13 protein-coding genes and 1 other RNA gene are annotated in these 13,531 nt (G+C 45.2%); all 14 read left to right on the top strand.

What is annotated here, in order from left to right; translation table 11 throughout:
* The first annotated feature begins 152 nt into the window (after positions 1–152).
* Positions 153–1,007, top strand: coding sequence for a class II fructose-1,6-bisphosphate aldolase (gene fba, locus MH117_RS25355; RefSeq protein ID WP_028543365.1), 855 nt, complete (start codon positions 153–155; stop codon positions 1,005–1,007).
* 385 nt (positions 1,008–1,392) lie between these two features.
* Positions 1,393–2,646, top strand: a complete 1,254-nt coding sequence (locus tag MH117_RS25360) for a UDP-N-acetylglucosamine 1-carboxyvinyltransferase (protein ID WP_239333749.1) — start codon at positions 1,393–1,395, stop codon at positions 2,644–2,646.
* Between the two features lie 265 nt (positions 2,647–2,911).
* Complete coding sequence (gene rho, locus MH117_RS25365; RefSeq protein WP_239333751.1) at positions 2,912–4,210, top strand: transcription termination factor Rho; 1,299 nt, start codon at positions 2,912–2,914, stop codon at positions 4,208–4,210.
* Positions 4,211–4,245: 35 nt separating this feature from the next.
* On the top strand, positions 4,246–5,514 hold the full coding sequence (locus tag MH117_RS25370; protein WP_239333753.1) for a radical SAM family protein: 1,269 nt from the start codon (positions 4,246–4,248) through the stop codon (positions 5,512–5,514).
* Between the two features lie 151 nt (positions 5,515–5,665).
* Positions 5,666–5,863 carry a 50S ribosomal protein L31 gene (gene rpmE / locus MH117_RS25375; RefSeq protein ID WP_028543361.1) on the top strand — a complete coding sequence of 66 codons (198 nt, stop codon included), beginning with the start codon at positions 5,666–5,668 and terminating at the stop codon, positions 5,861–5,863.
* A gap of 222 nt (positions 5,864–6,085) precedes the next feature.
* On the top strand, positions 6,086–7,033 hold the full coding sequence (locus MH117_RS25380) for a helix-turn-helix transcriptional regulator (protein ID WP_239333755.1): 948 nt from the start codon (positions 6,086–6,088) through the stop codon (positions 7,031–7,033).
* Positions 7,034–7,080: 47 nt separating this feature from the next.
* Positions 7,081–7,656, top strand: a complete 576-nt coding sequence (locus MH117_RS25385) for a hypothetical protein (RefSeq protein ID WP_239333757.1) — start codon at positions 7,081–7,083, stop codon at positions 7,654–7,656.
* Positions 7,657–7,774: 118 nt separating this feature from the next.
* An RNA gene (gene ffs / locus MH117_RS25390) (signal recognition particle sRNA large type) lies at positions 7,775–8,042 on the top strand.
* Positions 8,043–8,171: 129 nt separating this feature from the next.
* On the top strand, positions 8,172–9,383 hold the full coding sequence (locus tag MH117_RS25395; protein ID WP_239333759.1) for an ATP-binding protein: 1,212 nt from the start codon (positions 8,172–8,174) through the stop codon (positions 9,381–9,383).
* A 208-nt stretch (positions 9,384–9,591) separates the two neighbouring features.
* Positions 9,592–11,337 carry a DNA polymerase III subunit gamma/tau gene (gene dnaX / locus MH117_RS25400; protein ID WP_239333761.1) on the top strand — a complete coding sequence of 582 codons (1,746 nt, stop codon included), beginning with the start codon at positions 9,592–9,594 and terminating at the stop codon, positions 11,335–11,337.
* Between the two features lie 38 nt (positions 11,338–11,375).
* Positions 11,376–11,687: a YbaB/EbfC family nucleoid-associated protein gene (locus MH117_RS25405; protein WP_239333763.1), complete on the top strand. Its 312-nt coding sequence runs from the start codon at positions 11,376–11,378 to the stop codon at positions 11,685–11,687.
* Between the two features lie 130 nt (positions 11,688–11,817).
* Entirely contained in the window at positions 11,818–12,414 is a 597-nt protein-coding gene (recR, locus tag MH117_RS25410; protein ID WP_239333765.1) for a recombination mediator RecR, read from the top strand.
* Between the two features lie 197 nt (positions 12,415–12,611).
* The gene (locus MH117_RS25415; RefSeq protein ID WP_239333767.1) at positions 12,612–12,890 is read left to right on the top strand and encodes a DUF2508 family protein; all 279 of its coding nucleotides are present in this window, start codon (positions 12,612–12,614) and stop codon (positions 12,888–12,890) included.
* A gap of 13 nt (positions 12,891–12,903) precedes the next feature.
* Entirely contained in the window at positions 12,904–13,167 is a 264-nt protein-coding gene (locus MH117_RS25420) for a pro-sigmaK processing inhibitor BofA family protein (RefSeq protein ID WP_239333769.1), read from the top strand.
* Positions 13,168–13,531 lie beyond the last annotated feature (364 nt).

Consider the following 13,531-nt stretch of genomic DNA (forward strand, 5'->3'; position numbering starts at 1 on the left):
GCGGTCATTGTCGATAAATTAGGACTAAAGTCGGTTGTCAAGAGGTTGTATACTTTTCCGCGGGTAATTGTGGTATAATAACGTGGTACAAGATGTCGGCTACATCAAGAGAGACAGACGACGAACAGAACCTTTATAGGAGGATGGAAACCATGCCATTAGTTTCGATGAATGAATTCCTGCCTAAAGCGAAAGCAAACAAATTTGCGGTAGGACAGTTTAACATCAACAACTTGGAGTTTGTACAAGCCATTACTGAAGCAGGAATGGAAGAGAACTCTCCACTCATTTTCGGTGTATCTGAGGGTGCATTGCGTTATATGGGTATGGAGTATACTGTAGCAATGGCGAAAGCAGCGGCTAAGAAATCCGGCTTGCCAATCGCTTTGCACCTTGACCATGGATCTACATTTGAAGTGGCTATGGCTTGTATCCGTGCGGGCTTCTCATCCGTTATGTTTGACGGTTCCCACCACGCTTACGAAGATAACATTCGTTTGACAAAAGAAGTTGTACGAGCTGCTCATGCAATGGGCGTATCCGTTGAGGGTGAGCTGGGTACAATCGGTGGCACAGAAGATGACCTGACTGTTGATGAGGAAGCAGCTACCTTGGCTAAACCAGAAGAAGCTATTCGCTTCTACGAAGAAACAGGCGTTGACGCTATGGCAATCGCAGTTGGTACGGCACATGGTATGTACAAAGGCGAGCCTAAGCTTCACTATGATATCATCGAAGCAGTAGCAAGCAAAATTCCAGTTCCAGTTGTATTGCATGGTGGTTCCGGCGTACCGGACGATTCCATCAAAAAAGCAATTGCAGCAGGTGCAGGCAAAATCAACGTGAACACGGAGAACCAAGTTGCGGCTACAGCAGCAATTCGTGCAGCATTGGCGAAAGATGCTGAGATCATCGATCCTCGCAAATACTTGACTCCTGCTCGCAGCGCAATGGTTGAAGTTGTTCGCGGCAAAATCCGTTTGTTCGGAAGCAGCAACCAAGCTTAAGAAGCGATATGGCATTCGCATTTTGACGAATGATGGGAATAACGCCGGTTTTATCCGGTGTTCTTCCCTTTTTTGCAGTTTAGGACTCCCTACAGTTACGTAAGTCTTGTCATAGAATCGTCCCCAAATAGATATAGAGTAGCTAGTTCATCACGACATAGACATGGCACCACAGATAAATATGGGAAAGCATATCGTTTTCGCACCGTATAATTTAGGAATTTCGTGCGATATTCCTTTTTTAAGCAGGGAAATGAAGGTATCTGTTTGAATACTAAACAATTAGATGCTAAGATGCACACAGATAGTTTATTTAGTCATGTATATTTTTTGGAAGCTGCGGTTTTGGACTTGAGGTACGTTGTAGGAGGAACGGAATAATAATATGGAAAAGTTAATGATTGCCGGCGGTCGTCCGCTGATTGGCACTGTGCAGATTAGTGGTGCCAAGAACAGTGCGGTAGCGCTAGTTCCTGCTGCTATTCTGGCAGAGAGCGAAGTTGTATTAGATAACCTGCCTGAGATTAACGATGTTGCTACGTATGCAGATATTATGACGGAGTTGGGCGGATATGTGGAGCGAGATGGTTCCACAATGCGTATCGACCCTTCACGAATGATTTCTTTACCGATGCATAACGGTCTAGTAAAGAAGCTAAGAGCATCCTATTACTTGATGGGGGCGCTTCTTGGTCGCTTTGGAGAGGCTACGATCGGAATGCCTGGCGGCTGCAGCTTTGAGCCGCGTCCAATTGACCAACATATTAAGGGATTTGAAGCACTAGGGGCAACTGTAACCAACGATCACGGATCTGTGCACATTTCTGCAAAAGAGCTGCGCGGAGCCAAAATATATTTGGACGTTGCGAGTGTAGGCGCAACCATTAATATTATGCTGGCGGCTTCAAGAGCCAAAGGCTTAACGATTATCGAAAATGCGGCGAAAGAGCCTGAAATTATAGATGTGGCAACCTTGTTAAATGCAATGGGCGCCAAAATTAAAGGTGCAGGCACTGAATCCATTCGAATTGAAGGCGTTGACAGCCTGCATGGCTGCCGCCATTCCATTATACCTGACCGGATTCAAGCTGGAACTTATATGATAGCTGCTGCGGCAACGCGGGGCAATCTGTTAATAGACAACGTCATTCCTAAGCATATGGAAGCTGTGACGGCAAAGCTGCTAGAGATGGGTGTAGAGGTTCAGGAGCTGGATGAATCCATTCGGGTCATTGGTAAACCTGAATATACGCAAGCTGATGTTAAGGCACTCATATATCCTGGTTTTGCAACTGATCTGCAGTCCCCGATGGCGAGCTTACTTACGCAAGTCAATGGAGTAAGCATGCTGACGGATTATGTATATAGCAATAGATTTAAGTATGTGCCGGAGCTTGTCCGCATGGGGGCCAAGATTCGAGTAGAAGGTCGTTCTGCTCTGATTGAAGGATCAAGGCTTAATGCTGCCAAGGTTAGTGCAAGTGATCTGCGCGCTGGTGCGGCGTTAGTTATTGCCGGATTAACCGTAGAAGATGGCGTTACCGAAATTACAGGGGTAGAGTATATTGACCGCGGTTATGACCATTTAGTACCTAATTTATTGCAATTAGGCGCTGAAGTGTGGAGACAGGCCGAATAGATTTAACCAAATTGGTCTAATATAAGTAGTAAACCTTCTTTCGAACGTACCCATCTGTCAAGAAAGTCCTAGATTGTATACCGCAATTTATGTTGATCTCGAGCCCTTTTCCCATCATGTTGATGGACCCTCTACTATTGTTCAACGTATATTTTAGTATTTTAATAACAGAAATAGGCGAACCATTCTTGGAATGGTTCATCAAGCTTAGTCGGTTTATTTCAGACATCAACGTTATTTCTCGAATAGAATAGGAGTTGTATTCATGGATTTACAAATTTCCGATTTGGAAACAAAGAAGCTGACTGAGCTCTATAAGCTAGCCAAGCAGTTTCAAATTGCCGGTTACGGGCAATTAAAGAAAAAAGAACTGATTTTTTCCATTTTGCGCGCACAAGCGGAGCAAAGTGGTTACTTGTTTATGGAAGGCGTGTTAGATATCCTGCCGGAAGGCTTCGGATTCTTGCGTCCTATTAACTATTTGCCAAGCGCAGAGGATATTTATATTTCCCAATCCCAGATTCGCCGCTTTGACCTGCGTACAGGTGATCTTGTGTCAGGCAAGTGTCGACCGCCTAAAGAGAACGAAAGGTATTTTGGCTTGCTCCAAATTAACGCGGTTAATGGTGAAAACCCGGATGAGGCGGCTCAACGTCTCCATTTCCCAGCCCTTACACCTCTTTACCCTCAGAAGAAACTCGTCCTGGAAATGGCAACAGAGAAGACTTCCACTCGTATTATGGATATTTTGGCACCGGTTGGTCTTGGACAGCGCGGATTGATCGTTGCGCCTCCTAAAGCTGGTAAGACATTGCTGCTCAAAGAGATTGCCAACAGCATCTCAACCAACAATCCTGAAATTGAATTGTTTGTCCTACTTATCGATGAGCGTCCGGAGGAAGTAACGGACATGCAGCGTTCGGTTAAAGGAGAAGTGGTTGCATCTACATTTGATGAGGTGCCGGAAAACCATATCAAGGTTGCTGAATTGGTATTGGAACGTGCATTGCGCTTAGTTGAGCATAAGAAAGATGTTGTGATCTTGCTTGATAGTATTACACGACTTGCTCGTGCCTATAACTTGGTTGTGCCTCCGTCTGGCCGTACATTAAGCGGTGGTATTGATCCTGCTGCTTTCCACCGTCCTAAGCGCTTCTTTGGATCTGCACGTAACATTGAAGAAGGCGGCAGCTTGACGATCTTGGCTACAGCACTGGTAGAGACGGGCTCTCGTATGGACGATATTATTTATGAAGAATTTAAAGGAACAGGTAACATGGAGCTTGTTCTTGACCGCAAACTGGCAGAGCGCCGTATATTCCCGGCAATCGACATCCGTCGTTCTGGCACACGCCGCGAAGAAATGCTGCTTTCCAAAGAAGCGTTGGATAAATTGTGGGCTATTCGCAAAAATATGAACGAGTCACCTGAATTTGTAGACCAATTTATTAAGAAAATTCGTGATACAAAAACCAATGAGGAATTCTTGGAAAAGCTGGAGTCGAAGGAACCGAACGGTAATGGGACACCAACACGCCGTCCGCGCAGCTCGTCCGTCAGCTAATAGTGCAATTGTAATACGGGAGGACTAACGGAACGATGTATTTAGTTTACGCGGATCAAAATGGAAATATATTTGAGCATGAGGAATGGATCGGGCTGGCACGAAGCGGTGATATGATCGTTGAAATATTTGAAGATGAACTCATACCGCTGCCTGACGGTGCAACGCTTGTGGGGCTCCCTGGCACGAGACCTGTTGGCCTTGATCCGGAGAGTGGTGAGATGGTTGCTATGCCTGGAGAGGTTCAGGCAGTGGGTGCACTTCTGCCACAAGGATTTACCCGCCTGCACATCCCTAGTTATTTTAAAAGGGACAAGGAGCAGGTCCTTCCTTTGTTTGGTTACACGGCTGTGGTATGGAATGACGGCAAGTTCTACGTTGCGGCGCATGCCTCGGATGATCCACACAAGTGGGATCCGTTGAATTGTGACACTACAGAACTTCGTGGGCAAGTAACGACGTTAGTTAATAAATATCCGGATAATCGGCTGTATCAGCACTTATCTCATTGTGCTTTGCAATATGAATGTCTTACTGCTTCCAATACGTTCCTGCAACGTTGGGAAGGAGCGGTACCGGTATCATATTCCTGTAATGCGGGATGCTTTGGATGCATTTCAGAGCAGCCAGAGGATAGCGGCTTTCCGGCTCCGCAGACGCGGATGAACTTTAAACCAACTGTCGAAGAGATTGTGCAGATTATGATGGAGCATCTTAATACTCCGGAATCTATTATTAGCTTTGGCCAAGGCTGCGAAGGTGAGCCTTCAACCCAAGCTAAGATCATTATCGAGGCGATTCGAGAGGTTCGACGGCAGACGGATATGGGATATATCAACATCAACACCAATGCCGGGCTGACGGATCATATTCGCGGAATTGTGGATGCGGGCCTAGATTTAATGCGTGTAAGTACCATTAGTGCGCTGGACGATCATTACAATGCTTACTACCGCCCGCGGGCATATACACTGGCTAACGTGGAAAAGTCGCTGCGATATGCAACTGAACAGGGTGTCTATACTTCAATTAACTACTTGGTATTCCCTGGTGTGACGGATCGCGAAGAGGAAGTGGAGGCGATGGTGGAATTCGCTCGTCGTTCTAAACTTCGTCTTATCCAGCTTCGCAACCTGAATATAGATCCAGAGAGTTATCTATCACTTATTCCTAAGCCGCAAGGAGATATCCTCGGTATGAAGACGATGATTGACATCTTTAAGGAAGAACTCCCTGATGTAGTTATCGGGTCATATACGCATGTTCCTCCTGCATTGCTGGCGCGTGAGAAAGCCCGATATTAATACGTTAGCTACACAGCAACTCGTGTAATTTGCAGTGCTAATAATGGATGTTAATATGACTTGCGCCATGAGGCGAGCTTGTGTTATACTGCACATTGTTCCATATAACTCTGGGCACGCAAAGGGCTCAGGGCCGAAAGAGGTGAATTCGATGAACCAAGCAATTCAACCGAAATACCATATCACGTCTGTATCTTGCGCTTGTGGCAATACATTCGAAACAGGATCTGTTAAGGAAAACCTTAAAGTAGAGGTTTGCTCCGCTTGCCACCCATTCTTCACAGGCAAACAGAAGTTCCTGGATGCTGGTGGTCGTGTCGATCGATTCAAGAAGAAATACGGCATGTAATCCATATTGTTTATACAATCAAACTCCCTTGTCTTCTAAGACGAGGGAGTTTATTTTTTATGTACATATAAGTTCAAACAATCATGCGGATGGCAGACAAAGGAACATCAACTCAGGTTCAGATGTCTGCGCGGTCGTTTCCATAATCGCACAAAATGTCAAAACAGAATCAGAGATGATAATGTACGATGAAATTGTAGATAAGCAAGAGGAGGATCGCGGATGTGGTTGGAGCATAAGCGATGGGTGGAGGATGCTATTCTTTATATTGAACACCACCTGAAAGAAGACGTGGACTTTGAGGATATTGCTAAGCACACGGCGGTTTCTAGGTATCATTTACACCGTGTATTTCAGGGTCATGTCGGAGTGAGTGCGGCCTCTTATCTACGAGAACGTAGGCTATCAGAGGCGGCAATCGATCTGCTTTACACCGATAAGAGAATACTTGATATTTCGTTAGAGTACCGATTTGCCGGGCAAGACTCGTTTACACGATCGTTTAAGCAATATTATGGCTTTACCCCGCAGCAGTACCGTAAGGGGTTCAGATCTTTTCAACGAATGGAGGAGGAACAGGCTATGGACCAATCGATACCGCAAGAGGCGCATCAGCACACAAATCTCAGTGTACCGCCTGTCGGCTGGATGCTGACTGGTGTATACCCCCATCAATATACGGTAGGGATCGATCGTAAAATCGTTAACCGAGGTACCGCATCTGGAACGATTCGTGCGGCGGAGTCTGCACATGTGCAGGGTTTCGGAACATTAATGCAGATGTTTAAGGCTGATCTATATAGAGGTAAACGTTTGCGCCTGACTGGATTTCTAAAATCAGCTGAAGTTCATATGGCCGGACTGTGGCTGCGAATTGATGGTAAAGATGAGGAGCCGCTTGCATTTGATAATATGATGAATCGTGCGGTAAGAGGTACGACGGAATGGACATCCTATGAAGTGGTGCTTGATGTAGCTGAGAATGCACATGCAGTGGCGTTTGGTGTGCTTTTAAGCGGACCTGGTCAAGTGTGGGTGGATTCCATACGATTGGAAGAGGTAGATATGTCTGTACCTACTACAGATACGATGGACGAGGATAAGACACTGCCAGCAAGCCCGAGTAATCTTGACTTCGAAGATGATACCCTTGTTGATTTAGGGGATTGACGGATTAATTTGCTTAAAAAAATGGACTTGAGCTGGAGGTTGTGGTCTTGTGGGAAAAAGTATTCGAGTATAGCTTTGGCTTTTTTATGGATATTATCCGTGGTACATACTCTGCTGAAGTTATTCTGTATTTGATTCTTTTAGGTGGTTGCGCTGCAGGTATCGAGATTTGGCGGGCAAAGCGTCGAGAAATGTCAGTAACCTCTTTTCAGTGGATAAAGGAAGGCGTGGCAGCCTTTATTGGGTGCCTCGTTATGGTTGGAGTCTGTGCATTTACCTATAAATGCTTGCAACGGGCGATACCCTCGCTAGGCATACCGGGTGTAGATGCGGCCTTTAATGTGGCATTTTTCAGCCTCGTCACTGTTGGTATAGCATTTGTTGGTATAGTGGTTTTGGAGCTTCTTAATGGGGGCTCGCCGACTCGCTTAGAATCGAACTTGTTCTGGAGCCTGTTTAACCTTGCTGTTCTGGTAATTGGTGCTTTTTTATTAAAGTTAATTGTTCATTTACCTACCATGTCCGACTATGCCTATTTGCTAGGAGGATTGATAATTATGTTGCTGGTTTTGGTTGATTGGATGCTCAGAAAAAGTTACAGAGTAGATGTTGATCTTACATAAACTATGCACGCTGAATAATGATAAAGAATAGTGAATCAATGGAATAATAAGTTATTAAAATTTGTAAATGATTGCTGTTGGTTGCACTTTGTCCAAAAATGTTCTATACTAATCCTTGCCGTGCTAGATGGGGAGGTAGCGGTGCCCTGTAACTCGCAATCCGCTGTAGCGAGGTTGAATTCCTGTTAGAGGTTTTGTCGATGTGAGGTCTGGCGTTTGCGTGTGGTGTTGACGGCCGGGTCCTCCGCAATGGGCACTTATGAATCTGGTCAGGTCCGGAAGGAAGCAGCCATAAGTAGGTTCGCTCATGTGCCGGAGGGAAGCCTAGCCTGAGCCGTGGCGCAGAAGTGCCGCTCGGATCGCAATTATCGATAACAGGTGCACGGTTTCGATATGAGTAACGTAACACCGATGAGAATCGGTGTTTTTTTGTGTGAACATATATTATTTACTTAAATAATGAGTATATGATCAAATATATATATTACTTTGTCTGTGCAGGATTCTGATTTGGGATGGCGAATCCAATAGGTCAATACAGACTGTTGGTATGTCATCGTCATCGCAATTCGGAGGAATGGGGTGATCGCGTGCACAAAAATGAAAATATGGTTTATGAAAACGAGCCTATAGCAAGTGGTTCGAGCTTAGCTGCCTCAACTGCCGCGGAAGGGCAATCATTAAGTTTGCTGCAGAGATTTGCCGATTCGTTTCTACGTGATGTCAATTTAGGTGTTATTTTGGTGGATACGCAATATCGTTTAGTTGATATTAGTGATTTGGCATGCCACTTTCTTGGGTGGCAGCGAGATCGGCTGCTACATAGACGTGTGAATGAACTATTCGGTGAAATGCCAACGGAGCACCACTTAATTCAACGTTCGCTGTTAGAAGGCGTTGTGGTGCGCAATCATGCGGTATCGTGGATGAACGGTACATATCGCTATGATTTGCTGATGGATTCCAACGTGCTCCGCGACGAGACGGGTGCCATTGTTGGCGCATATGTACTGCTAAAAGATGTGTCAAACTTGCGTTCGCTCGAAGAACAAGTTCAGCGAAACGACCGACTGGCCATGGTTGGACAGATTGCTGCTGGAACTGCGCACGAGATACGTAATCCGTTAACCTCGATCAAAGGGTTCTTACAGATGTTCAAGAAAACATTGACTGAGCGTGGGATGACAAAGGAAGTAGACTACACCAACATCATGCTATCGGAGATCAATCGGATTAACGAGTTGGTAGGGGAGTTTTTGTTGTTAAGTAAGCCGAAGCATGTCAGTATCGAACAATTACATGTGCAGCATGTTGTAGAAGAATTACTTCCGATTATTCGTAATGAAGCTGCTCTGTATGATGTTCAGGTGCAATATGAAGCTCCGCATACGATACCTTCCGTTGTAGCCGACAGAGAGCTGCTGAAGCAAGTGTGCCTCAATATCGCTAAGAACGGCATAGAGGCCATGGTTGATGGAGGTATACTCCACATTCAAGTTAAAGTGGACGAAGCAGGCAGGAGGGTGCTTGTTGATGTTCACGACTCCGGTCCAGGGATTCCGGCATTTCTAATTGATAAGATCTTTGACCCGTTCTTTACAACCAAGCAGAATGGAACAGGGCTGGGATTGTCAGTGTGTCAACGCATTATCCATGATATTGGTGGCACAATTCGTGTTGCTTCGAAAGGCTTTGGAACAACCTTTACAATCGCAGTACCATATTAATACACACAATTTACAGTCATTCCCTGCTTCAGATGTGAGGGGAATGGCTGTTTTTTTAGCAAATGTGATATAGTATAATATAAAAAGCCTCATAAATGAGGCGTCCTTCTGTTCTGTGTGAAGTTAGTTTTAAAGTGCTGCTGTATAACGTACTAGAGGACTAGATTCTGCAGATATAGGAGAATAATACGTTTTTCGAGGTTAGAGCATGACTCATATCGCATTGTATCGCGCTTGGCGCCCCCAATCCTTCCAGGAGATGGTTGGCCAGAAGCATATTATTCAGACGTTGCAAAATTCGTTGCGTGAGCGGCGTTTTTCGCATGCCTATCTGTTCAATGGACCGCGAGGCACCGGAAAGACGAGCGCAGCAAAGATTTTGGCCAAAGCGGTCAACTGTGAACATGGTCCTGGCCCGGAGCCTTGCAATGAATGTGAAGCTTGTCGTCGGATTACGACGGGCGCAGTGATGGATGTGGTGGAAATTGACGCCGCTTCCAACCGGGGTGTCGAAGAAATTCGAGATCTGCGGGAAAAAGTAAAGTACGCTCCAACAGAAGTTCGCTACAAAGTGTACATCATTGACGAAGTGCACATGCTCACCACAGAGGCTTTTAATGCACTATTAAAGACGTTGGAAGAGCCGCCAGCTCATGTTATGTTTATATTGGCGACAACAGAGCCTCATCGACTGCCGGCTACGATTATATCGCGCTGCCAGCGCTTCGACTTCAGACGAGTCTCGTTAGAGGAACAAGTGGAACGACTGGAGCAAGTTTGTCGACAGGAAGAGATAACAGCGGATGGCGAGAGCCTGGAGTACATCGCTAAGCTTTCTGATGGTGGAATGCGGGATGCACTGAGTCTGCTTGACCAAGCTGCATCATTCACGGATGGTCAAGTTACGTACCAGCAGGTTCTGGATATAACGGGTGGCATGCCTGAAGAACAGTTTGCCAAGTTAGCAGTTGCTGTGCGTGATCAAGATGTTGCTGCTGTATTAACCGGTATCGAGCAGTTGATGCTTGAGGGCAAGAGTGCGGACAAATGCATGGAAAGTTTGTTATACTTCTTCCGTGACTTGCTGATGTTAAAGTTGGTGCCTAATGGCGATCGTATGACGGATCGTATGACACGCGCTGATGACTTCAAAGAATTAGCACATTCGTTTGCTACAGATCGAATCTTCAGTATTATCGATGCCTTGAATCGTTATCAGACAGAGATGAAGTATGCGGTTCAACCCCAGACACTGTTCGAAGTGGCACTGCTGCATATTGCAGCTCAGCAGCAAGGTGCGGAGGGTTCGAAAGAATCCAATCAAGAGACCGCTGGAGCATCTAGTGGAAAAGTTGATGGATTAGTGCAACAATTACAACGTCAGATAACGTCATTAGAAACAAAGCTGAATCAGTTGATGAAGTCGGGTGTTCCGACTGCTTCCTCTGCTGTAGAAGCTTCACCTTCAGAGCGAGCTGCTGTCAGACAAGCGGCGAGACCGTCTGTTATGGCGAAAAAACCACCTCAATTTGATCGATATGTATCCAGTCATCAGTCTCCGGACTTTGGCCGAATACGAGGACAATGGGGGTTGGTGCTGCAGAAAGTGAAGGAAGCAGGCGTTACGATTCATGCTTGGTTGGTTAACGGTGAGCCGATTTCAGCTCTAGAGGACAGTCTTCTACTAGGCTTTAAGAACAGTATCCATCGTGATACAACGGAGAAACCGGCCAATAAACAAGTGATTGAGCGTGTGCTGCAAGACGTATTGGGCAAGCCCTATCGTATGGATACGATGATGCTGAAAGACTGGGAAGCTGCGGTCGATACGGCTGAGGAAGCACCAATAGCGTTCCAACTCGAACCGGAAGGTGAACAAGGCGGAGCGCGAGAACCATGGATTGATGAGGCTATTCAGATGTTTGGAGAAGACCTCGTTATCATAAAAGATTAAAACCCAACACTTTTGGAGAATAAAGGAGATTCGTAACGATGAATAATATGAATCAAATGATGAAGCAAGTAAAGAAAATGCAAGAGCAAATGTTAAAAGCTCAGGAACAATTGGCAGACAAAACGGTATTAGGTACTTCCGGCGGTGGAGCTGTATCCGTTGAAGTTAACGGACATAAGAAGATTTTAAGCATTACCATTAAGCCAGAGGTAGTAGATCCGGAAGATATCGAGATGCTGCAAGACTTGGTGATTACTGCAGTTAATGATGCATTGGTTAAAGCGGAAGATCTGGCCAATGACGACATGTCCAAATTTACTGGTGGTATGAAAATTCCTGGCCTGTTCTAATTTGTTAAATGAAATATAAGCAGCATCGATAGTGGTGTCAAGCTCTACGTTAAGGGCAGGGCACCACTATTTATATACAGCAACACTGCATGATTGCCAACGTGAAATGGAAATAAGGAGGAACGGGCCAGTGTATTATCCAGAGCCGATAGCCAAATTAATAGACGCTTTTACTCATTTGCCCGGTATCGGACCAAAGACGGCGGCTCGTCTTGCGTTTCATGTACTGCGAATGCAAGAAGACGATGTCATCGATTTTGCGAAGGCGCTTGTCAATGTGAAGCGAAATCTCCACTACTGTTCAGTATGCTGTAATATTACTGACACAGACCCGTGCCGCATATGTCAGGACAAGACACGTGACGCCTCTGTGATGTGTGTAGTACAAGAAACAAGAGATCTAGTAGCGATGGAAAGAACCAAGGAGTTTCAAGGTTATTATCATGTCTTACAGGGTGCCATCTCGCCTATGGAAGGCGTTGGACCTGAGGATATCCGACTGGCTGAATTGCTGAAGCGGTTAAGCGATGAACGAGTGAAAGAACTCATTCTAGCGACGAATCCCAACATTGAAGGGGAAGCTACAGCAATGTATATATCGAGACTTGTACGTCCTTTTGGAATCAAAGTGACGAGGATTGCCCACGGACTGCCTGTAGGTGGCGATCTAGAGTATGCAGATGAAGTAACGTTGTCTAAAGCACTGGAAGGTCGTCGCGAGTTGTAAGTTTCGTCATATTTTCTCGTCATAAAGATTCTCATTAATGGAGTCCCAATAGAAATAGTCCACAATAAAAGACCACCTTGATTCTAAAATGAATCAAGGTGGTCTTTTATTTATGACATATTGTATGAGCACAGCGTTCTACTCTAGGTGGGACGGCCATAGGCTATATAAGACGAGCCTAGGGAGGAATCATTGTGATGATGAAATCGAAGGTGTCCATACCAGTTGTCGCAAAAGAGAAAGATGTTACGGCTATAGCTAGCGTGTCGCTGTCGCCTGATGAAAAAGAGGATCTTATCGAACAGATCCAACAGGCATTTAGAAATTGGGAGGAAGCACAGGTTCATTTTAATTATGCGGATAACGAAGATGAAATTGATTATACGATTTATATGCTGGAAGCTGCTGAGAAGCGTTTGTCCATGCTGTTACGTAAAGCTAAGCAATCGCATGCCCATGTGTATTATTACCGATAAGGGGGCAATGTAAGTGAAATTGATTATGTTGGTCATGTTGGTTATCTCTGTTGTGGGTTTGTTAGTCGTGTTGCTTCGTCAGCGTTCTGCGTGGAAGGTGGTTATGGCTTTTCTGCTGCACGGGGTAGCGGCGTTTGTGTTGTTGTATCTACTGAATTCGACAGGTTGGATTGCAGGCTTGCATGTTCCGACTAATCCGATCACTCTCCTGACGGTTGGACTCTTGGGGGTGCCGGGATTGGCAGCAATTGTTTTCTTGAAAATGGTAGTTATTTAAGTGTTGACGCAAGGGTACTGTGTGTGATAAATTAATAAACGTCGCTTCGGGCGGTACGGTATTAAGCGAAAAGAAGTTGTCGAAAGACAACAGAAAATAACTTAAAAAAAGTGCTTGACACTGAAGATGATAACATGGTATATTATAAAAGTCGCCGCTGAAAACGGCGGACGAAATAATTAAAGTGAAATAGCACTTTAATTAAAGTAAGAATTGTTCCTTGAAAACTGAACAACGAGCAATGTTGAATGAAGGACATGATCTTGATCATGAAGCGCATTGAACGGGAATGTTAAGAATCACGAGATTTATCTCGTCAGCAATACAATGAGCAAGTCAAACACTTTAATGGAGAGTTTGATCC

Origin of the sequence: Paenibacillus sp. ACRRX (assembly GCF_022346885.1) — a bacterium.
Taxonomy (GTDB): Bacteria; Bacillota; Bacilli; order Paenibacillales; family Paenibacillaceae; genus Paenibacillus_B.